Source organism: Candidatus Syntrophocurvum alkaliphilum (genome assembly GCF_009734445.1).
Lineage (GTDB): Bacteria > Bacillota > Syntrophomonadia > Syntrophomonadales > Syntrophomonadaceae > Syntrophocurvum > Syntrophocurvum alkaliphilum.
On record NZ_CP046457.1, the window covers coordinates 1,237,441 to 1,259,331 of the forward strand.

At 31.5% G+C, this 21,891-nt stretch carries 19 protein-coding genes and 1 tRNA gene; 8 read left to right on the forward strand and 12 right to left on the reverse strand.

The window, feature by feature from the left end; translation table 11 throughout:
• The first annotated feature begins 103 nt into the window (after positions 1-103).
• The 6 genes from SYNTR_RS05980 to SYNTR_RS06005 all read left to right on the forward strand — a co-directional run bounded on the left by SYNTR_RS05980 (position 104) and on the right by SYNTR_RS06005 (position 6,676).
• The gene (locus tag SYNTR_RS05980; RefSeq protein WP_156203666.1) at positions 104-286 is read left to right on the forward strand and encodes a hypothetical protein; all 183 of its coding nucleotides are present in this window, start codon (positions 104-106) and stop codon (positions 284-286) included.
• Positions 287-656: 370 nt separating this feature from the next.
• On the forward strand, positions 657-1,919 hold the full coding sequence (gene kamA / locus SYNTR_RS05985) for a lysine 2,3-aminomutase (protein WP_243140145.1): 1,263 nt from the start codon (positions 657-659) through the stop codon (positions 1,917-1,919).
• The gene (gene ablB, locus SYNTR_RS05990) at positions 1,888-2,838 is read left to right on the forward strand and encodes a putative beta-lysine N-acetyltransferase (RefSeq protein ID WP_156203668.1); all 951 of its coding nucleotides are present in this window, start codon (positions 1,888-1,890) and stop codon (positions 2,836-2,838) included. Before kamA (SYNTR_RS05985) ends, ablB begins: the two co-directional genes overlap by 32 nt.
• Before the next feature lie 154 nt (positions 2,839-2,992).
• Complete coding sequence (gene kamA, locus SYNTR_RS05995; RefSeq protein ID WP_156203669.1) at positions 2,993-4,267, forward strand: lysine 2,3-aminomutase; 1,275 nt, start codon at positions 2,993-2,995, stop codon at positions 4,265-4,267.
• Positions 4,268-4,277: 10 nt separating this feature from the next.
• A complete protein-coding gene (splB, locus tag SYNTR_RS06000) occupies positions 4,278-5,303 on the forward strand; it encodes a spore photoproduct lyase (protein WP_156203670.1) in 1,026 nt (341 codons plus the stop codon).
• A gap of 158 nt (positions 5,304-5,461) precedes the next feature.
• A complete protein-coding gene (locus SYNTR_RS06005) occupies positions 5,462-6,676 on the forward strand; it encodes a cofactor-independent phosphoglycerate mutase (RefSeq protein WP_156203671.1) in 1,215 nt (404 codons plus the stop codon).
• 57 nt (positions 6,677-6,733) lie between these two features.
• Here the strand turns inward: SYNTR_RS06005 and thrC are convergent, their stop codons facing one another.
• On the reverse strand, positions 6,734-8,242 hold the full coding sequence (thrC, locus tag SYNTR_RS06010) for a threonine synthase (RefSeq protein WP_156203672.1): 1,509 nt from the start codon (positions 8,240-8,242) through the stop codon (positions 6,734-6,736).
• Between the two features lie 221 nt (positions 8,243-8,463).
• Between thrC and SYNTR_RS06015 the strand changes: the two genes are divergently transcribed.
• Entirely contained in the window at positions 8,464-9,018 is a 555-nt protein-coding gene (locus SYNTR_RS06015; protein ID WP_156203673.1) for a DUF2726 domain-containing protein, read from the forward strand.
• A 62-nt stretch (positions 9,019-9,080) separates the two neighbouring features.
• On the opposite strand, the gene SYNTR_RS06020 is transcribed toward SYNTR_RS06015, so the two are convergent.
• From SYNTR_RS06020 to SYNTR_RS06035, 4 genes are all read right to left on the reverse strand, one after another.
• Positions 9,081-9,566 carry a hypothetical protein gene (locus tag SYNTR_RS06020; RefSeq protein WP_156203674.1) on the reverse strand — a complete coding sequence of 162 codons (486 nt, stop codon included), beginning with the start codon at positions 9,564-9,566 and terminating at the stop codon, positions 9,081-9,083.
• A 162-nt stretch (positions 9,567-9,728) separates the two neighbouring features.
• On the reverse strand, positions 9,729-10,382 hold the full coding sequence (locus SYNTR_RS06025) for a response regulator transcription factor (RefSeq protein WP_156203675.1): 654 nt from the start codon (positions 10,380-10,382) through the stop codon (positions 9,729-9,731).
• A 1-nt stretch (position 10,383) separates the two neighbouring features.
• Positions 10,384-11,961 (reverse strand): PAS domain-containing protein, encoded by a 1,578-nt coding sequence (locus SYNTR_RS06030; protein WP_197079038.1) that lies wholly within the window; start codon positions 11,959-11,961, stop codon positions 10,384-10,386.
• Between the two features lie 99 nt (positions 11,962-12,060).
• A complete protein-coding gene (locus SYNTR_RS06035; protein ID WP_197079039.1) occupies positions 12,061-13,032 on the reverse strand; it encodes a PilZ domain-containing protein in 972 nt (323 codons plus the stop codon).
• A gap of 253 nt (positions 13,033-13,285) precedes the next feature.
• Between SYNTR_RS06035 and SYNTR_RS06040 the strand changes: the two genes are divergently transcribed.
• A complete protein-coding gene (locus tag SYNTR_RS06040) occupies positions 13,286-13,651 on the forward strand; it encodes an Asp23/Gls24 family envelope stress response protein (RefSeq protein WP_156203678.1) in 366 nt (121 codons plus the stop codon).
• Between the two features lie 72 nt (positions 13,652-13,723).
• Here the strand turns inward: SYNTR_RS06040 and SYNTR_RS06045 are convergent, their stop codons facing one another.
• The 7 genes from SYNTR_RS06045 to spoIVA all read right to left on the reverse strand — a co-directional run bounded on the left by SYNTR_RS06045 (position 13,724) and on the right by spoIVA (position 21,759).
• Positions 13,724-15,763, reverse strand: a complete 2,040-nt coding sequence (locus tag SYNTR_RS06045) for a methyl-accepting chemotaxis protein (RefSeq protein ID WP_197079040.1) — start codon at positions 15,761-15,763, stop codon at positions 13,724-13,726.
• 245 nt (positions 15,764-16,008) lie between these two features.
• Positions 16,009-16,086 (reverse strand) — tRNA-Pro (locus SYNTR_RS06050).
• Positions 16,087-16,148: 62 nt separating this feature from the next.
• Complete coding sequence (locus SYNTR_RS06055) at positions 16,149-17,369, reverse strand: aspartate kinase (RefSeq protein WP_156203680.1); 1,221 nt, start codon at positions 17,367-17,369, stop codon at positions 16,149-16,151.
• Between the two features lie 14 nt (positions 17,370-17,383).
• Positions 17,384-18,277: a homoserine kinase gene (gene thrB, locus SYNTR_RS06060; RefSeq protein ID WP_156203681.1), complete on the reverse strand. Its 894-nt coding sequence runs from the start codon at positions 18,275-18,277 to the stop codon at positions 17,384-17,386.
• A gap of 24 nt (positions 18,278-18,301) precedes the next feature.
• Complete coding sequence (locus tag SYNTR_RS06065; RefSeq protein WP_156203682.1) at positions 18,302-19,591, reverse strand: homoserine dehydrogenase; 1,290 nt, start codon at positions 19,589-19,591, stop codon at positions 18,302-18,304.
• A gap of 16 nt (positions 19,592-19,607) precedes the next feature.
• Positions 19,608-20,054, reverse strand: a complete 447-nt coding sequence (locus tag SYNTR_RS06070) for an ACT domain-containing protein (RefSeq protein ID WP_156203683.1) — start codon at positions 20,052-20,054, stop codon at positions 19,608-19,610.
• Between the two features lie 226 nt (positions 20,055-20,280).
• On the reverse strand, positions 20,281-21,759 hold the full coding sequence (spoIVA, locus tag SYNTR_RS06075; protein ID WP_156204711.1) for a stage IV sporulation protein A: 1,479 nt from the start codon (positions 21,757-21,759) through the stop codon (positions 20,281-20,283).
• Positions 21,760-21,891 lie beyond the last annotated feature (132 nt).

Below are 21,891 nucleotides of genomic sequence, written 5' to 3' on the forward strand. Positions count from 1 at the left end.
TTTTCACAGTAATTATGTATCATATTAAAAAAATTATGAGCCAACATATTGCTTTAATAATATAAACTCACCAAGTAAACACTAATTTAAAGGAGGTGATAAAATGCCCAAAGATGTTCAGATGGGTCGTTATAAAAAGGATAAAGAATCAGTAGCAAGTGCCAAAGGTAAACTTAAACTTAGCTATGCATCCGCTGTTTTAGCCAATTTCAATAATCTTTTTCAAGAATTTAGCATTAAGGGTAAGGATGCTTTTAAGAAATATTCAAAAAAATATCCTGAATAATTGAGTATTACACCGAGTGACACTCGGTGTAATGTCATGAATTAAATATATCTTCATAATACTAATAGTATCTTTAAGTACATTTGTTTTACATGATTTTATTCATACACCCCTAAATATAGCCATTTAATTAGGGTATGTATTAGGAGAATATAAAAGTATTAATAAATATATATTATAATTTTCCCTGATAGTTCCTATAATAATCTACTTGTTATTGCATATTAATCTATATGGCATTTGTATATATTAGGTGTTTCTAATAGAATAAATAATATCATAAAGCTTATAATTTATATCCATTTTTGGCATATACTGGCAAATGCTTTTTGGTGCTCAAATTTATTGGAGGTGTATAGTTATTAATACTTTGGAAGTCGATAGTCTAGACTTAAATCATGAATGGTATGATTGGAAATGGCAGATTAAAAATAATATAACAACTATAGAAGAATTAAAAAAGTTTGTTGAAATATCAAAGGAAAATGAAATCAAAATTAAAAAAGCAATAGATCTTTTCCCTATGGCAATTACCCCATATTATGCATCAATTATGGATCGTAGCAACACAAAATGTCCTATTCGAATACAAGCAATTCCTAGTGAACTAGAACTACATACTAGTGATTATGATTTAGAAGATCCATTACATGAGGATGCTGATTCACCCGTACCAGGGTTAACTCATAGATATCCAGATAGGGTGCTTTTACTTTCTACTAATGAGTGTTCAATGTATTGTCGTCATTGTACAAGAAAGAGAAAAGTTGGAGAAGAAGGATCTACTATATCATTATCTGCTATTCAAAAAGGCATTGATTATATAAAAGAAAATAAGAGTATTAGAGATGTAGTTATATCAGGTGGAGATCCATTTTTGTTAGAAACAAAGCGACTAGAAAAAATTATTTCTGAACTAAGAAAAATAAAACATGTGGAAGTAATAAGGATTGGTTCTCGTACTCCGGTTGTACTTCCTATGCGAATTGATGATGAGTTAGTTGATATGCTTAAAAAGTATCATCCAATTTGGGTAAATACTCACTTTAATCATCCTATGGAAATTACACCAGAATCAAAGGCTGCTATTCGAAAGTTAGCAGATGCTGGTATTCCTTTAGGTAACCAATCAGTTTTATTAAAGGATGTAAATGATTGTCCAGTAATTATGAGAGATTTAAATCATCTTCTAGTTAAAAATAGAGTTAGACCATATTATTTATATCAATGTGATTTATCTAGAGGTATTGAACATTTTAGAACTCCTATTTCTAAAGGTGTAGAAATATTAGAATCCTTAATAGGTCATACTTCTGGTTTTTCAGTACCAACTTTTGTTGTAGATGCTCCTGGTGGTGGAGGAAAAATTCCACTACAACCAAATTATCTATTATCTTATGGTTCAAGAAAAACTATTCTTAGAAATTATGAAGGTGTAATCTCTGTATATACCGAGCCAGAAGACCAAACTTGTACATGTCCACCAGATTGTAATATATGTAATAGTAAGAAAAACAAAAAACGGGACATAATAGGACTAGAGAAACTTTATAGTGATGATAATGATACTATAAGTCTTATACCTGAAGGAAATACACGAAATGCAAGAAGGGATAATGATGAAACAGACTAATGATGTACAAATTTATACTGAAAACAATGAACAGTTAAATGTATCTAGGTGGGGTATAACAAGAGAAATAGAAGGGGATTTTTTTAGAGCTAATTTAGATTTTTCTCCATATAATGAACGAATCTCAATTTTAGATTTTAATATTATTAATCCTGATGGTATGAATGAATTTATAGGTATCATTGATGACTTAGCAAATTATAATGAGTTTGGTAAGGTATGGGGAAAAATTGACGAAAATAATTCTAGTTTATTTCTTGATAATGGCTTTAGTGCAGAGGCAGTCATATACGATTATTTTGGATTTAAGAAAAATGCTGTTATATGTTCAAGGTTTTATGGAGATAGAGGCAAATCAAAGACTCATAGTGAAAATTTATCAGTATTAGAAACTGTTTTAGCTAAAGCAGAGGAAGCAAAAAATAATAATAATATGCCAGATGGATATAGTTTTAAAACAGCGGATACAGGAGACTTGAATAATTTAGCAAGTTTATTTAAAGAAGTTTTCCCAACATATCCATATCCAGTTTGTGATCCAAATTATCTTGAATCTACATTAGATCATATTATATATGGTTTGTTATATAATGCTGAAGATAAGTTAGTAGCTGCAGCTTCTGCTGAAATAGATTATTCAGTAGGAAGTGCTGAAATGACAGATTTTGCTACACTTTCTTCTGAACAAGGTAATGGACTTGCATCCATACTTTTGGAAAATTTGGAGTCTACTTTACCTGAAAAAAATATACATTGTCTTTATACTATTGCTAGAAGTACTTCTTTTGGTATGAATATGGTTTTTGCTAAACATGGATATCGTTATACCGGTACTTTAGTTAATAATTGTAATATTTCAGGTGGATTTGAAGATATGAATGTATGGTGTAAAAGCACCTATCCACAAAAAATTTGTTAGATAATTCTTAAAAGGGCTAGTTGAAAAAACTAGCTCTTTTTTTATGCTAAAAAATAAGTTATTGCTTTGAATTTAATATTTTTTGTAAAATTGATGCTTAATTTCACATCTTTATACTAAAAATAGTATAAAAGGATTTCAGGAGGTAAATTAAATGCGCAATTATGTAGCGACCTCTTTGTATAAGGATGTAAGTAAGGAGGATTGGAATAGTTGGCAGTGGCAGTTACGAAATAGAATAACAACTATAGAAGATTTAGAACAAATTGTTAATTTAACTGATGAAGAACGACAAGGCATTGGTAAATCTTTGGAGTTTTTACGGATGGCTATAACACCTTATTATGCAATGCTAATGAATCCTGAGAACCCTATGTGTCCCATTAGGAAACAGTCAATTCCTACAGTAACTGAGATTAATTCAATAGATAATGATAATGATATGGATGATCCTTTGTTTGAAGATGTAGATTCACCAGTTCCGGGAATTACTCATAGGTATCCCGATAGAGCTCTTTTATTGGTTACGGATCAATGTTCAATGTATTGTAGGCATTGTACTAGGCGCAGAATGGCTGGGACTACTGATAAGGCTCTACCTGTAGAGATGTTAGATCAGGCACTTCGTTATTTGCAGGAAACACCATCTATTAGAGATGTAATCATTTCTGGTGGAGATAGTCTTTTAATGTCAGATGCTAATATTGAAAAAATTTTAAGAAAGCTTAGAAGTATTAAGCATATAGAAATAATTCGTATAGGCACAAGAACACCAGTAGTTTTGCCTTTTAGAATTACAGATGAATTATGTAGTATTCTTAAAAAGTACCAACCGATATATATTAATACTCATTTTAATCATCCTGATGAAATAACTGAGGAAAGCAGTATAGCATGTGATAAATTAGCCGATGCTGGTTTTCCTTTAGGTAATCAAACTGTACTTCTTAGAGGTATTAATGATTGTCCTTATATAATTAAAGAGCTTGTTCATAAGTTACTTAAGATACGGGTGCGTCCTTATTATTTATATCAATGTGATATTTCAAGTGGTCTTGCCCATTTTAGAACTTCTGTAGCTCAAGGTATTGAAATTATAGAGTTTTTAAGAGGACATACTTCTGGTTTAGCAGTACCTACTTATGTTATTGATGCTCCTGGTGGAGGGGGTAAGATTCCTGTTTCACCACAATATATGATTTCGCAGTCTGATCATATGGTAGTTTTGAGAAATTATGAAGGCATGATAAGTAGTTATCCAGAGCCGGAAGAAAGGGTAGTTAATCATTGTAATAATTGTGAGGAGTGCAAAAAGCATTATGATGATCCTAAAGTAGGGATTGAGAGAATAATGTATGAAGGAAAAGGAAGACTTATACCTGAAGGTAATATACGGCAGATGCGAAGAAACCGATTTAAAACGTATTAGTGGAGGTTTTATGGGTATTAAAGCTAAAAGAGTTTTTTTTGAAAAAGAAGCACTAGATTATCCTATAGGTAAAGAAATTATAAAAAAATTAAGGAAAGAAGATATACCTATTGATTTTTTAAAATCACATAATAGGGTTACTGGTATTCCTGGTAAGGATTCTAGGGAAGCCTTTTTTCAAGGAAAGAATACCTTAGTAGTAGGAGTAAGACGCACTTTGGATTTTGCCACTTGTAAGCCTTCAGCTCATTATCAGTTGCCTTTGGTTACTGGTTGTGAAGGTATATGTGAGTACTGCTATCTCAATACTCAAATGGGTAAAAAACCATATACTAGAGTATATGTAAATGTAGATGATATTTTAGCCCAGGCAAAAAAGTATATAGAGGAAAGAAAGCCTGATGTTACTTTTTTTGAAGCAGCTGCTACATCAGACCCTATACCAGTTGAACCTTATAGTGGAGCATTAAAAAAAGCAATTGAGTTTTTTGCTAGTGAAGAATTAGGTAGACTTCGTTTTGTTACTAAGTTTAATCAGGTAGATACTTTACTTGATATAGATCATAAGAAGCATACGCGAATACGTTTTAGTATAAACTCTGATAAGGTTATTAAAAATTATGAACATCGTACACCTAAACTAGCAACGCGATTAGAAACTCTTTCTCGTGTAGTAAAGCATGGATATCCAAGTGGTGTTATTATTGCTCCAGTAGTTTTAGAAAACGGTTGGAAAGAAGATTATAAGAGACTTTTAGTTGATATGAAGTATCAGTTAGGTGATAGAGACTATTCAGAAATAGATTTTGAGGTTATATCCCATAGATTTACCCGTAAAGCTCGTTCAAATATTATAGAAGTTTTTCCTGATACTAAATTATCTATGGATGAAGAAAAGGACCGACAATTTAAGTATGGTCAGTTTGGTTATGGTAAGTATGTCTACACCAAGGATATGCTAAAAGATATGGAAAATTTTTTTAGAGAAAATATTAATGATATGTTTCCCGGCTCTGAAATTAAGTATGTTATTTAAAGATAAATGAAACAGGGGACGGTTCTTTGTTCTATCATCAATAGAACAAAGAACCGTCCCCTGTTTCATTTATCTTGTTTTTTGTGTTTACATGTCACACTTAAGCTTTTATAAATGATATACTATAGTAGCAATTATTCACAGGAGTTGATATTAATATGAAGTATCTGTTAATAGTAGCAGACGGAATGGCAGATTATAAAATCGAGGCTTTAGGTAACAAAACACCTCTGCAATATGCTAATACACCAAATATTGATTTTTTAGCTAGTAGCTCTATTATTGGCACTGCCCAAACAATTCCCCCGGGATTTCCACCTGGAAGTGATGTGGCAAACCTTTCGGTTATAGGTTATAATCCCGAGGTTTACTATACTGGCAGATCGCCTATAGAGGCTGTTAGCATGGGTATAAAATTAGATGAAAATGATATGGCATTAAGGTGTAATTTGGTTACCTTATCTGATGAAGAAGATTATAGTGAAAAAACAATGGTTGATTATAGTGGTGGTGAAATAAGTACTGAGGAAGCAGCTCAGTTAATTGGAGCTATTAATAAGGAATTAGGAACTGAAATAATTAACTTTTATGCCGGTATGAGTTATAGGCATGTAATGGTATGGAAAAATAATATTTTGGATACCTTAAACTTAACTCCCCCCCATGATTTATCTGAAAAGAAAATAAGTGATAACCTGCCTAAAGGAGAAGGTAGTTCACTAATTTATGATTTAATGGTTAAGAGTGCAGCTATCTTAAAAGACCATCCAGTTAATCTAGCTCGTATGAAAAAGGGATTGAAGCCTGCTAATTCTATATGGCTATGGGGTGAAGGTAGTAAATTAATTCTTCCTAGTATTAAAGAATTATATAATCTTAATGGCTCTGTAGTTGCTGCTGTTGATTTAGTAAAGGGACTAGGAATTGCCTCCGGACTTGATATTATAGATGTTGAAGGTGCAACTGGTGCTGTAGAAACAAATTTTGCCGGTAAAGGTGAAGCAGCTATTAATGAATTGAAAAATGGGAAAGATTTTGTATTTGTACACATAGAATCTCCCGATGAAGCAGGTCATCAAGGTGATGTGGATAGTAAGGTTTGGTCAATAGAGCAAATTGATAAAGAGGTCATTGGAAGAGCAGTTAATGATTTAGACAGCTTTGATAAATTACGCATTATGCTTTTACCTGATCATTATACTCCAATATCTGAAAAAACTCATACTAATGATTCTGTACCTTTTATGATTTATGATAAGGATTTAAGATGGGTTAATGAAAGTAAAACCTATGATGAGGAATTATGTGAAAATGGAATGCATTTTAAAAAGGGTCATGAACTAATATCTTATTTTTTCTTAGGCACTAAATAAAAGAGTTTAAAGCCGCAGTAAAATACTGCGGCTTTTTTTATACGTATTATTTTGCTTTTATTTATCCTTTATATTTAAGAAATTAAGTACTGTTTTTTCAAGTTCATCTCTGGTGCTTACCCATGTATGTCGTATTTCACGTTTATCTAAATTTTTAAGTCCTTCTGGTATTTTTATATTGGTTTTTTCTTTAAGTATATTTAGTATTTCAAATTCATTTTTGTTATTTATAACTTCCTTATCTAGTACAGCCTTAGCTACACTACTTCCAAATTTGTATGGACTAGCTGTAGAGATAATTACTGTCTTAGTTGCATCTTTTGTTTCTTTAGTGTATTTTTCATAAACATCTTTAGCAACAGCCGTATGGGTATCTAATAAGTAGTGGTCTTTTTCCCAACATTCTTTTATGGTATCTAAGGTTTCTTGATCTGTACTATAGTCTGACCAAAATATTTGTTTTATTTTATCATGAATTTGTTCATCTATTTTATAGATACCCGAATCCTTTAATTCTTCCATCCATTTACTAACTTTGATGGAATCATGATTTGTTAGTTCGTAAAGTAATCTTTCTAAATTAGATGAAATTAGAATATCCATTGATGGTGATAGGGTTTTTTCAAAATTACGATTTTTATTGTATGTTCCAGTATTAATAAATTCGGTTAAAACATTATTAGCATTTGCTGCACATATTAGCTTATTTATTGGTACTCCCATTTTCATAGCATAAAAACCGGCTAGTATATTACCAAAGTTACCAGTTGGAACAACAAAGTTTATTTTTTCTCCTTTTGCAATATTACCTTGGGTTCTTAAATCTATGTAAGCACTGATGTAGTAAACTATCTGAGGTAAGAGTCTCCCCCAATTAATTGAATTAGCCGAAGATAATTTTTTATTATTTTTATTTAATATTTCCGCTACTTGCATATTACTAAACATATTTTTAACTCCACTTTGAGCATCATCAAAGTTACCTTTTACCGCAGATACAAATACATTATTACCTTCTTGGGTAATCATTTGTTGTTTTTGGACTTCACTAACTCCATCTTCTGGGAAAAACACTATTATTTTGGTACCTTCTACATCTTTAAAACCTTCTAAAGCAGCTTTACCTGTATCACCTGAGGTAGCTACCAGTATAACTATATCACTTTTCTCACCTGTTTTTTGTCTGCTTACTGATAAAAAATATGGTAGTATTTGTAATGCCATATCTTTAAAGGCACAGGTAGGACCATGCCAAAGTTCTTGTATATATGTAGTATTGTTTAGCTGTATTATAGGTGCTATTCTTTCATCATCAAAGTTATGGGTGTTATAGGCTGAGTTAACACAATGCTCTATTTCGTCATTGGTGAAATCTGTTAAGTAATTTGCAAATATATAATTGGCTCTTTCTTGATAGGTTAGTTGAGATAGCTCTTCTATATTTTCTAAGTTAAGTGATGGTATAAAATCTGGTACAAACAAACCACCATCAGGAGATATACCCATTTTTATTGCTTGGGCAGATGTTATGCCAGAATATTTTCCTCTACTGCTTTGATATTTCACTAAAAAACCTCCTCTTTTATATAAACACTAAAATTATACAGTAAATATAGCTGTGAACTTATTAAATAATCTGTTATACATTTTATAATAAGTTTACAAAAAGGTAAAAATTTTTGTTCTTTTGTATTTTTTCATAAGTATTGTAAACTAATATTAATTTTTGTTACATATCTTGTATAATATATAAAGATAATAATTAGATTAAATAAGGAGGAAACCTAATGATTCAGCTGATTGGGTTGCTTTTAGTTATAGTCATCACTAAACTTGTTTGGGATTATGTAAAGGAAAGAGAAGGCAAACCTAAGGTTAAACCTTCTAAGCCAAATCAAGGTAAGGTTATAGATGTTGGTGATAGATGGAGTAATAAGAACAATATGCCTTATAGAATGCAAAATCATTTGATAACAGGCAAAGACCTCGGATTATATCAATTATTTTCAGAACTGCTAAAGGATAGTAAATATGCTGCTTTTCCTAGAGTGCGCTTAGCAGAAGTAATAACTGTTCCTATGACTGCTAATAATGCCGAAGAATATTATAATCGAATTAGGGATAAGACTTTAGATTTAGTGATTTTTGAACTTCCTGATTTAACACCTCAAGTAGTAATAAGTATAGAAGTTAGTGAAGATAAAAGACGTGGGGCTGGAGATAGCTTTTCTAAGAAAGCTATTGAATCGTGTGGGCTAGGTTATTTCTCCATTGATATTAATTCACCACAAGATATTGAAAAGTTAAAAGCAGAATTAATAGAATTAGGATTGGAATTATAAATTGTTTTAAACTTTAAAGGAGCTTGATTTTTGAATCAAGCTCCTTTTTATTTTCTTTTTCCTTATTTATTATTCTTAGATTTATTGCTGGTATCTTTGTCAGTAATTTTTTGATTTAACTCATCAATCTTATTTTGCAATTCTAAGTATTGATAAGGTAGAGGCATAAACATATAAGGATTTTGATATTGTTTGCTCATTTCTGTTGTCATTTGTATTGTTTGTTCCCAGTTATCTTTAAATGATTTCATTAGTTGCTCTGAATTGTTGGTAAATAGGTCCATTTGACTTTGTTGGTTTTTTACAAATTGTTCTACCATTGTAAAGAATTGATCACCTAAGGAATTTGAACTAGTTTTTATTTCTTCTTGTGTTTTTTTGCTAGTTTCCATAGTTTTACTTATAGCATTTAAAAATTGTTCATTAATGCTTTCAATGTTTTTATAATTAACTTTGTTCACCTCCCACATCTTTTGCGCCATTTCATTCATCATATTAAAACTTTGAGACCACATTGCCACCGGATTAATATTTTTGTTCTCTAACATTTTAACTCCTCCTTATAATAATAACATAATAGATTAAATTTCTTATCTCTAGAAATTTTTAAGTTGTTAACTTACTAATAGTATAAAGTCTTAAAGAAGATATGTAATTAAGGATAATACCTTAGTTTTTATCAGCAAATACCTTAACTTTTAGTGGAAAATTTATTCATTTTCATGAATTAGGTTTATCTTCATAGCCAAGCGTACTAAACTTGCTATATCGTGTATTTCTAATCGTTCCATCAGTTGAGTACGATGGGTTTCTACTGTTTTTACACCAATACCTAAATTATGGCTAATCTCCTTTGTAGTTAGACCTTGAGCAATTAATTTCCATACTTCACGTTGCCTAGGAGTAAGTCTTTCAAGATAACTTTCCTCTCCCTTTACTCGTTTAACATAATCAGAAACCACATGACTAGAAACCACAGGACTTAAATATGTTTCACCATTTAATACTGATCTTATAGCTAGCTCTAATTCTATGGGAGCTGCATCTTTTAATAGATAACCACAAGCACCTGAACGTAATGCTTGCCATACAAATTCTTCATTAACATACATAGATAATATAATTACTTTTATATCTGGATACTGTGAGTTTATCTTTGCAGTTGCTTCTATACCACCCATTTTTTCCATTGCTATATCCATTAAAACTAACTCAGGTTTATATAAAGAAATAAATTTTATAGCTTCTTCACCATCATTGGCTTCAGCAACTACTTCAATATCTTCTATAGTTTCAACAAGGGATGATATTCCTGCACGCACCAATTTGTGATCATCTGCAATAAGAATTTTTATTTTTTCCATCTTAGCCACCTTTCCTTTTCTTATTTTCTGGCGGAACAGTAAATGTTACTTTTACAGTTGTTCCATCACCTAGTGATGAAGATATTATTTTTAATTCCCCTCCAAAAAGTGCCACTCTTTCTTGCATTCCTATTAAACCTAGACTTTTTTGATAAACTCCTTCTTTAAGTTTTAAGTCTACATCAAAACCTTGTCCATCATTTTGTATTAGTACTTTTAAATGTTTATTATTATATTTTATCTTTATGTTTATTTTGGTAGGATTTGCATGTTTTATTGCATTTGTTATTGCTTCCTGCACAATACGATAGCAACTAATTTCTAAGTCGGATGAAAAACGAATATCACCTAAATTACTATTTAAGTTAAAGTGTATTCCAGTATGTTGAGCATATTTATCTAAATGCCATCTTAAAGCAGATTCTAACCCTAAGTCATCTAGGAGAACAGGTCGCAGAGAAAAGGAAAGGTCTTTTACATCTTCTAGAACATTATTTACCAAATCAATGCTTTTTTCTATATTATCTTCTGAATAACCTTGGCTGTTTATTTGTTGTAAATTTATTTTTAGAACAGTTAAAAGCTGACCAATTTGATCATGCAGCTCTCGTGATAAGTGTTTTCTTTCTTGTTCCTGTACATATATTAACTGTTGAGATAAGAGCTGCATCTGTTTACTAAAATCTTGAACTTGTTCAAACAGGCATATTTTACGATAAGCAACTCCTATTATTTGACCTATTGATTTTAAAAATATTTGATCATGATTATTTACCTCTATATACTTGGTATCAAATAAAAACAAAATCCCTTGCATTTGTTGATCACTTATTATAGGAATAGCTAAACAGCTTTTCCAATAATCTTCCACATTAATTTCTGATGGTATTTCATTTATCAGTTGAAAAATCTTTGCATTAAGATTTATATCATTTTGGGGCTCATAATAATGAGAAACAACTGACAATTGAGGTAGGAAATCTAAGATATCTTTAGTAAGACCCCAGTCCATATTCCTTTTAATTTTTGTTTCACCTATATTATTAAAATATAATGCTCCTCCTGGAAAAGCTTTGGTTTCTATAAATAAGGAATGAAGTAATGATGCGATATCTTCTAAACTATTTGAACGACTCATCGCTTGTGAAATGGTATTTAGAGCAAATAGCTCCTGATTTATTTGTTTTAATTGTTTTTCCGCTTTTATTCTGCGCGTTATATCTGAGTGAGTTCCTGCAATTACTGTTACCTCTCCACTATCACCCTTTTCTATAACTTTCCCCCTTGTAGAAACCCACTTCCATTCTCCAGATTTTGATTGTATTCTATATTCTATTTCCTCAAATTCGAGGTCACTTTCACCTTTTAATAATTTGTTTATCTTTTTTAATAGTTTATTACGATCATTATGATGAACTAGTTCAACCCAAGATGATATATCTGACTTAACTTCATCTAAGTCATATCCTAATATATTTATCCATAAATCATTTATTAAAAGATCTCCACTTTGAACATTCCATTCCCAAAAACCTAATTTACTTCCTTCTAAAATTTGCATTAACCTTTGTTTTTTCATAAACCCCTTCCCCGTATCTTTTTTATACATTTTATATTATAGATCATTTAGTGTATTTTTGTAATCTTTTTCCATTTTTAAGTAATAAAATGGAAGCATTTACTGCTTCCTAGGGTTTGTTATATTAATAGTTATAGTAAGGTTGCCATAATCATCTTCTTGAGAGTTAATAACCTCTCCTTTTATAGTAACATTTTCTCCTTCTCTATCTAATTTTAATTGTATCTGTTCATCTTTCTTAAAACCAGTAAAATGGATAGGCTCTGCTCTAAATAAGTTATCTTGGTCTTCTTTCTCATTAGTTGTTTCTTGATTTGCAGTGAATTCTTCAATTTTATTTGTTTTTTCATTATTATCTTCTGATTCTTCATTTAGTTCTTCTTTATTATTTGATACCTCTTCTCTTTGAGACTTTGTAATCCATGAAATGATATAATCCCTTTGCACTTCTTTAATGTTTATAAATTTAACTCCGACTAAATATTTTTTATCATCATTTTCTTGTTCTTCTTCTACTCTTACTACCTCTCCATTTAAGTGCATTAGTTCACCATCAAGTTCAATGTAAAATTCCACTTCATTAGCTGTAACTAATTCATTGCTTCTAAATAAAAGACCTCCACCACTTATATTTATAACACAACCCTTATAGTAATCCTTTTTGTTATATTTATCAGCTAATGATGAAGGAATCCACTGAATATCTAATTCTGTTTTTAATCTAAACCAATTTCTTTTCTGTCCTTCTACTGCTTGTGGTAAGCGTTTTATTCGTTGTTGCTTTAAAAACTCCTTATAAGCTTGCCGCGCCTCTAAGTTTTGTCTAACAGCTTCACGTCTTAGGAAGTAGATTATAAATGCTATTGTTAATATAATCAAAATCAAAATAAATAGATTTGAAAAACTAAATATGTCTACTTTATTAAAAGACCGAGACATACTACTAGAAAATTCATACCAACTATATGCCAAAACACTATCAATATTTATAAACAAATCATTTATTAATATTATTGATAATATAAAAAGCTTGTACTTTAAAAATAAGTCCCTTTTATTATTAATTTTCATAATCATCACCCATTAATAAAAATTAGGTAAATAATACTATTCTATTATTATATTACGATAAAAAGTACAAATTTTTAAAGAATATAATTTATTTTCTTTTGTAAAAAGCATTATTAAATAAATACTAGGGTAAGATATTTATAGTTAAGCAATATTAAAATTGTAGATTTACACGAAAAATGTAATAATATATATAGTAGTGCAAAATCTTCCAAGCTACTACTAAATCATTTATAAGGGAGTATGATATAATATGATAGTTAAAAAAGACTTAGGCGACATAGTAATTGATGAAGCTGTATTTATACAAATTGCCCAAGAATCAGCTAAAGAAGTAGAGGGCGTCACACTAGTTTCTGATTTTATTGGTGATGTAGGACAAAAGATAGGAGTTTCTACTAATTCAAAACGAGCAACCAAAGTAAAAGAAGAAGGAGAAAACATTGCTATTGCGCTAAATTGTGAAATTGATTATGGATTTAATATACCTGAAAAAGTTAAAGAATTACAAGAAGTAGTAGGTGGTACCATAACTGGTATGACGGACACAATACCTAGTGTAATAAATGTCAATGTGTTAAAAATTAAATTATATGATAATAGCAGACCCACCGGCTAAAACAAAAGAGAAAAATGCAAGGGGCGGGGAAGCACAGTGCTTCCCCGCCCCTGTCTTTAATCTACATAGTAATTAGTATTTGAATTTTGAAATTTGTTCTTGTAACTCTTCTGCTAGCTTTGCTAGTTCGTTACTAGCACTGGATATTTCTTGTATTGAAGCTGTTTGTTCTTCAATGGATGCAGCAGCCTCTTCAGTGCTAGCTGCATTTTCTTGAGCAATAGCGGATAGATTTTGTATTACTTCAATAACTTTATTTTTTTTCTGGTCCATCTCTGAGGCAGTTCTATTAAATTCTTCTATTATTTTTCTATTTCTTTCTATAGCTTCTGCAATTCCTTCAAACTTAGCTTTTGTATCTTCCACACTATTATTTTGCTCATTTGCAATATCTTTAACATTCTTTACAGTTGATACTGCATTAACAGTTTTGGTAGAAAGATCATTAACAATGTATTCTATTTCTTGTATAGAGTCATTAGATTGTTCAGCTAGTTTCCTTACTTCCTCTGCTACAACAGAAAAGCCTTTACCATGTTCACCTGCTCTTGCTGCTTCTATAGCAGCATTTAATGCTAACAGGTTTGTTTGATCAGCAATGCTTTTAATTACTTCACTAGCTTTTTTAATCCCTTCAGCACTGTTATTAGTTTCTTGTATAACATTATAGATTTCATCTGCTGCTATATTGTTTTCTTTTGCTTTAGCAACTAACAACTCTAATGATTTAAATCCCTCGTCTTTAAAGTTATTTATTTCATCAACAGAACTATTTAGTTCTTTTACATATTCATAATCTTCATTCATTACATCTGAAAGTTCATCAATTTTTACTGCTCCTTCTTCAGTATCCTTAGCCTGATCATTTGCTCCTTTAGCCATTCCCTCTATGGTTTTTGCAATTTCATCTGCTGCTGTAGCTGTTTGGTCACTTACAGCACTCATTTCTTCTGAGGATGCTGCTACTTGATTAGAAGCTTGACTAATGTTAATAATAGTTTTTCTTAAAGCTTCACTTAGTGTCTGGAACGACCTAGCCAATTGACCTATTTCATCTTCTCTTCGCATGAATTCTTCCGATAAATCATTACTAATATCTAATTTTGAAATAGAATTTGTTTGCTCTATTACTTGGTTCAATGGCTTAATAGTTATGTGTAATAAGTACCAAAAAATCATACCTGCTATAACTACAGCAAGTGCAGAAATTAGTACTATAATTGTTATAAGATTACTTACAGGCTCTAATAATGCATCATTTTCAACAGTTATTGCCATAGACCAACCTAAGCCATCATAATGTCTATAACCATCCATTGGAGAAAATGCAACAGATTTATCAAGACCTTCAAAATCATAATACATAAAACCTTTTTCACCATCTACCATTCTTTCAGCAACTAAACCTAAATCATCATCCCTTTGAAGAACATTTAATTCACCTATGTAATCACTTTCTGGGTGCCAGACAATGTAGCCCCCTGGTTCTACTATATATGGATAACTTCCTGGAATATTTCTAGCCTGATATGCTTCATATATAGGCATTAGCTTTTCATCTAGAAAGTCCATAATATTAACTCTTCCATTTATGTACCCTATTGTTTCTCCAGCTTCATCATATATAGGCATTACTACAACTATTAGATAAACACCAAAATCAATGCTCATTCTGTGTTCATAATGAAGATCATTTTTTCCTGCAGCACTTTGAAACCAACTAGTATCACTATAATCTTCTCTATATGTATCACCTGTAGTAGTAATAAAAGCACCTTGTGAATCTACCATAATTAAATCATAAAAAGCGTCACCAAATGCATTTTGATAATTGTTTAAAACTGTATTTTTTTCTTCTATGGTTGTATTTGGATCACTTAAAATATTGTTTGCTGATATTACTTGTATGTTACTTGTTTTTTCACTTATAAATAAATCTACTGCATCTCCTACTTCCATACTTGTCTCTTCTAAATTATGTTGTACTTCAGTTAAAATAGCATTTTCAGCAACATTGGTTGCTATTATAGATACTAATAATACAGTAATAAGTATTAATACTATACCTACAATAGTAATTTTCCCCTTCAAACTTTTTAAAAACCGTTTCATTACAACCATCCCCTTATGAATTTTTAATCATGATATGCGGTGTATACAATTCACATTTGTATACATATCATTTTGTAATCATTACATATATAATACTATAAATTTTTATCTACTTCTAGGTAGTAAATAAAATTTATAGGAGTTAACACATTTTTTTCCTTGGTTAATTAAAGGAAGCAAAAGAACCGTCCCCGTGCTTCCTTGCTCTTATACTCTTAAAAACACTTATTTCTGGGCATAAAAAATGGTCGGAGTGACTGGATTTGAACCAGCGGCCTCTACGTCCCCAACGTAGCGCTCATACCAAACTGAGCTACACCCCGACGCCAAAAGATATTTTATAACATAAGTATGTGTTTAGTCAATGTTATTGTATCTTTTTGTTTTATTTTATATTATCTAATTCAAACTTATTGTGCAGTGCATTTACTGCTTTTTCAATTACTTCTTCGTCTATTATGCATGATACTTTTATTTCAGATGTACTTATCATGTGGATGTTAATGTTTTCTTCTGCTAATGCTTCAAACATGGCTGCTGCAATTCCAGGATTACTTTGCATTCCAGCACCAACTATAGATACTTTAGCTACTTTATCTCCATAGGACATACCTGAAGCACCTAACTCATTTACCAATATGTTAACTACAGGTAATGCTCTTTCTAATTCATCGCTTTCAATTGTAAATGCTATATCATTTCTGTCTTCTCGGTTAGCACTTTGAACTACCATATCAACATTTATACCATTGTTTGCAAGGGTGGTAAATAAATCTCTAGCTATACCTGGTCTATCTGCTACGTCATATAATGCTACTTTTGCACAGTTTATATCATGTGCAACTCCACTAACAACTCTTTGTTTCTCCATCTTACTAACCTCCGTTAAAACTGTACCTGAGTTATTGTTAAAACTACTTTGCACTTTCACATCAACATTGTAAAGCATTGCAAACTCAACTGCTCGTGGTTGCAAAACAACAGCTCCTAAACTGGACATTTCTAACATTTCCTCATAACAAATACTTTTAAGTTTACTAGCATTTTTTACTATTCTAGGATCTGCTGTATATATGCCTTCTACATCGGTAAATATAATACATTCATCTGCATTTAAACTAGCTGCTAAGGCTACTGCTGTAGTATCTGAACCACCTCTACCTAAAGTAGTAATGTCATCTTCTGGTGAAATCCCTTGGAATCCAGCTATTACAACTACTTTATCATTATTAAGCTCTTTTAATATTCTTGAGGTAGTTATATCCGTAATACGAGCTCTACTATATGATGAATCGCTTTGTATTCCAGCTTGCCAACCTGTCAGTGATACTGCACTACAATCCATAGATTGAAGTGTTAATGCTAATAGTGAAGCAGATTGCTGTTCCCCAGTCGCTAAAAGCATATCCATTTCACGACTAGATAAATCGCTACCTACAAATGATGCTAATTGGATAAGTTCATCTGTTGTATCACCCATTGCAGATACAACCACAACTACTTGGTTACCGTTTTCCCGCTTTTGTTTAACTCTTGTGGCAATGTTTTTAATTTGTTCCATAGATGAAACAGAACTACCACCAAATTTCTTAACAATTAATCCCAAAATTCTCCCACTCCCTATTTTACTATAACTAAGCCTTTATCCTCTGGTTTTAAGTAATATAATTTACTCTCTACGCCATGAACGTTAAACCCTTGTTGCATTGAGCTACCTATTTTTTCTGGATTGTCATGTGCAAAAGCCAAAAATGATGGTCCTGCACCACTTAATGCAATTCCTAATGCCCCATTATCAATTGCATTATCAACTATGTCATTAAATCCAGGAATAAAATGTTTTCTTAAAGGTTGGTATATTAAATCATCCATAGCTTTATCTAATTTATTATAATCTTTATTATTAAGACTAGCTATTAAAAAGCAAGCCCTTTGTAGGTTGTATACAGTATCTTTTATATTTACCTTTTCAGGTATAACTGAACGAGATTTTTCTGTTGATAAAGTAAAATTAGGCACAACAACTATTATATCAATGTTTGATGGTATTTGTATCTTTTGATAATATATTTCATCATTATAAAGCATAACTGTTACAAATCCACCAACAACTGCTGGAACTATATTATCAGCATGTCCTTCTAATTCAACAGCCCATTTAATCAATTGTTGATCAGAAAATTTATTTCCAATTAGTTTGTTAGCAGCAAACAGTCCAGCAACAATAGCAGCAGCACTGCTACCTAAACCTTTCCCAATAGGAATCTCATTTTTAATTTTTATATTTAAATTTTTTTTTATTATAGCTTTAGATAGTAGTATGTTTGCACTTTTTAATACTAAATTGTTTTCTGGATTGTTTTTTAAGTCTTCTTCGCCTTCTCCTTTAAATTCAATAATTGCATCATCAGCAAAGTCCATTTCAACATCTAAATATAGGCTAAGAGCTAATCCTAGTGTATCAAAACCTGGTCCAAGGTTTGCACTTGTAGCTGGTACTCTTACTGCAACCATTAACGTTTTATGCCCTCCTATTTACTACTTTTTATCCATGCCTTCAAGTCTTATTACATTGTTTATTTCACCCACTATACTCATTCCTTTTAATACAGCTAAAGCATCTCTTAGATTTTGTTCACTAGTATTATGGGTTATTAATATTAATTCGGCCATATCCCAATCATTAGTTTTTTGTAATACTGAAGATAGACTTACATTATTATTTCCAAATACACCTGCGATACCAGCAAGTGCACCTGGGCGATCTTTGACTGCCATTCTTATATAAAATTGTCCCTCTAATTGATTAATATTTAAAATTGGTTTTTGATCATAACAAGTACATCCTATACGAGCATTGCTATTATAATTCTTATTACGTACAATCTCTATTATATCACCCACTACTGCACTAGCTGTAGGCATTTGTCCTGCTCCACTACCATAATGCATAATATCTCCTACTGCATCACCTTTGATAAATACAGCATTGTAAACACCATTTACTGAAGCTAAAGGGTGTTCAATAGGTATAAATGCTGGATGAACCCTAACTTGAATTTGACCTTCTTCTTGTTTAGCAATTGCTAATAGCTTCACTTCAAGCCCTAATTCCTTAGCATACTCCATATCAACTGCATTTATAGATGTTATACCTTCTACGTATACATCATCTAACATTACTCTACTGTTAAATGCTATAGATGCTAGTATAGCAATTTTTCTTGCGGCATCTAATCCATATACATCTGAGGAAGGATCTGCTTCTGCATAACCTAAGTCCTGAGCCTCTTTTAAAACATCATCAAAATCTTGCCCTTCACGACTCATTTTGGTTAGTATATAATTTGTTGTTCCATTAAGTATTCCAATTACCTCTTCAATATTATTGCCTGCAAGTGATTGTTTAAGTGGGGTTACAGCAGGAATTCCACCTGCAACACTAGCTTCAAAATAAAAATCTACTTTTTGATTTTCAGCAGTATCAAAAATATCTTGCCCTTTTACTGCAATTAAGTCTTTATTGGCTGTTACTACATGTTTTCCTTTTTCCATTGCTTCAATAATAAACTCGTCTGCAGGACTTATACCACCTAGTAGCTCTACAATAATATCTATTTCAGGATCATCAACAATATCCTTTATGTCTTCAGTTATGCAATTTTCAGCAAAACCTAATTCTAGACACTTCTCTACATCTCTCTCTAAGATTTTTTTGATTCTAATCTCTTTTCCTGTTTTCTTCAATATTGTTTCCCCGTTTTGTTCTAGTAATTTTACTACACCAGAACCTACAGTACCACAACCTAATAATCCAATATTAATCATAAAAAAATTCCTCCTTTTAACTTGTTCCAACTATCTCTACATTTACAACTCCATCAATTGTATTTAAAGTTGATAAAAGCTCATCAATAGTTATCGTTAATTCATCTACACTGATAGATAAAGTTACATGAGCCACCCCATGTAGTGGTAAGCTTTGATTAATAGTTAAGATGTTACCCTTGTTTAGTGCGACACAATTTAAGACCTGAGAAAGTATGCCCGGTATATGCTTTAGTAAAAGTGAAATATTAATAATATTTAAGCTATCAGCATTAAAAAATGAAAAAACCCCATCTTTGTATTTATAAAATGTGCTTCTAGCCATAGACAATTTATCAACAGCTTCTATTATATTATTAGCATCTCCATTTGCAAGCATTTCTTTGGCAATAGCTGTTTTTAAAATAGATTCAGGTAAAATATCTTCACGAACAATATAAAATTTTTTTTCTTTTTCTGTCATGCTTCACCTCTGTCTATATGTAGCGAATATGTTTCTTTGCAACACGGACATTATAACACTAGTATTTTAAAAAAACAATGAAAAGCAAATAAAAAAAGGGGTAGCAGAGGACGCTTTATTTAGCTTGCTAAACAAAATGTCCTCTGGCTACCTCATTAATGCCATTAAAAAAGGGAAAGCTATAAATAGCTTTCCCAACATTAATTAAATAATTAAAAAATTGTTATTATATTATTATGCATATTAATCCACCACTACCGTCATTGACTATACGTTGTAGAGTATCTTGTAGTTTAACTTGAGCATTTTCAGGCATCCGGTGAAGTTTGTTTTGTATACCTTCTCTGACTAAATCATGTAGTGATTTTCCAAATATATTGGACTCCCAAATTTTGGTGGGATCTTCTTCAAATTCATCTAACATGTAGCGAACTAGTTCTTCACATTGCTTTTCAGTTCCTATTATAGGTGTAAGTTCTGTTGTTATATCTGCTCTTATTATATGGAGGGATGGAGCTTTTGCTTTTAATTTAACACCAAATCGACTACCCTGTCTGATAAGCTCGGGTTCTTCTAAGAACATTTCTTCTAGTCTAGGAGTAACTACTCCATAACCAGTTTCTTTTACTTCGTCTAATGCAGCAGATACCTTATCAAACTCTTTCTTAGCAAAGCTAAAGTCTTTCATTAGACGCATAATGTCATCTGTTCCTTCAACAGAGAATCCACTGACATCACTAAGACTTTGATAAAAGAGTTCTTCAGGAACTGTAACATCAATAGTAGCTATACCAGTTCCTAAATTCATCTCCTCTAGGCTTACATAGCTTATGTGCTCAAGATCAGACAGTTGTTCTATGGCGTTATCAATATCCCTTATTTTGCGAACTTCATTTAATATGTCACGTATAGCAGTTTCTAATGTATCACGTAACCAAAAGTCCTCATCAAGTTCATTTACCCAGCTTGGTAGTTTTACGTTTACTTCATGTACAGGGAATTCATAAAGGACCTCTTCTAAAAGACCGTATATCTGTTCTATAGTAACATTTTCACAGTCAATTGGAATTACTGTAACATTGTATTTTTCAGTAAGTTCATCTACAAGTGCTAAAGTATCCTTGTCATACGGATGCATTGAGTTTAATAGAACAATATAAGGTTTGTTAAGTGCATTTAATTCATTAATTACTCTTTCTTCGGTTTCTATATAGTTTTTTCTAGGGATATCACTAATGCTGCCGTCAGTAGTCATTACAATTCCAATAGTTGAATGGTCAGTAATAACTTTCCTGGTTCCTATTTCGGCCGCTTCTTCGAAGGGAACCTCATAGTCAAACCAGGGAGTTCTAACCATACGAGGTTCATCATCCTCTTCGTAACCCAAAGCCCCATCTACTGTATAACCTACACAATCTACCATTCTAACTTTAAAAGATATCCCATTGTTTGTTGTTATTTCTACTGCTTCATTGGGCACAAACTTGGGTTCGGTAGTAGTTATGGTTTTACCGGCACCACTTTGTGGTAGTTCGTCTTTAGCCCGCTCTTTATCATTAATATCTTCAATATTTGGTATTACCATTAGCTCCATAAATCTTTTTATGAAGGTTGATTTACCTGTTCTTACGGGCCCTACTACTCCCAAATAGATATCGCCTCCCGTTCTTTCAGCGATATCGGTTAAGATATTATTTCCTTCCACTGTCATTTTCCCTCCCTCGTATTCAGACTTTTAAAAGGCACCCTCCCTCCGATTACGGATACCCCTTAAGTAATATTTACTTTATAACTCTATAACACTAATAATATATTTATTAAGATTCGCTAATATAAC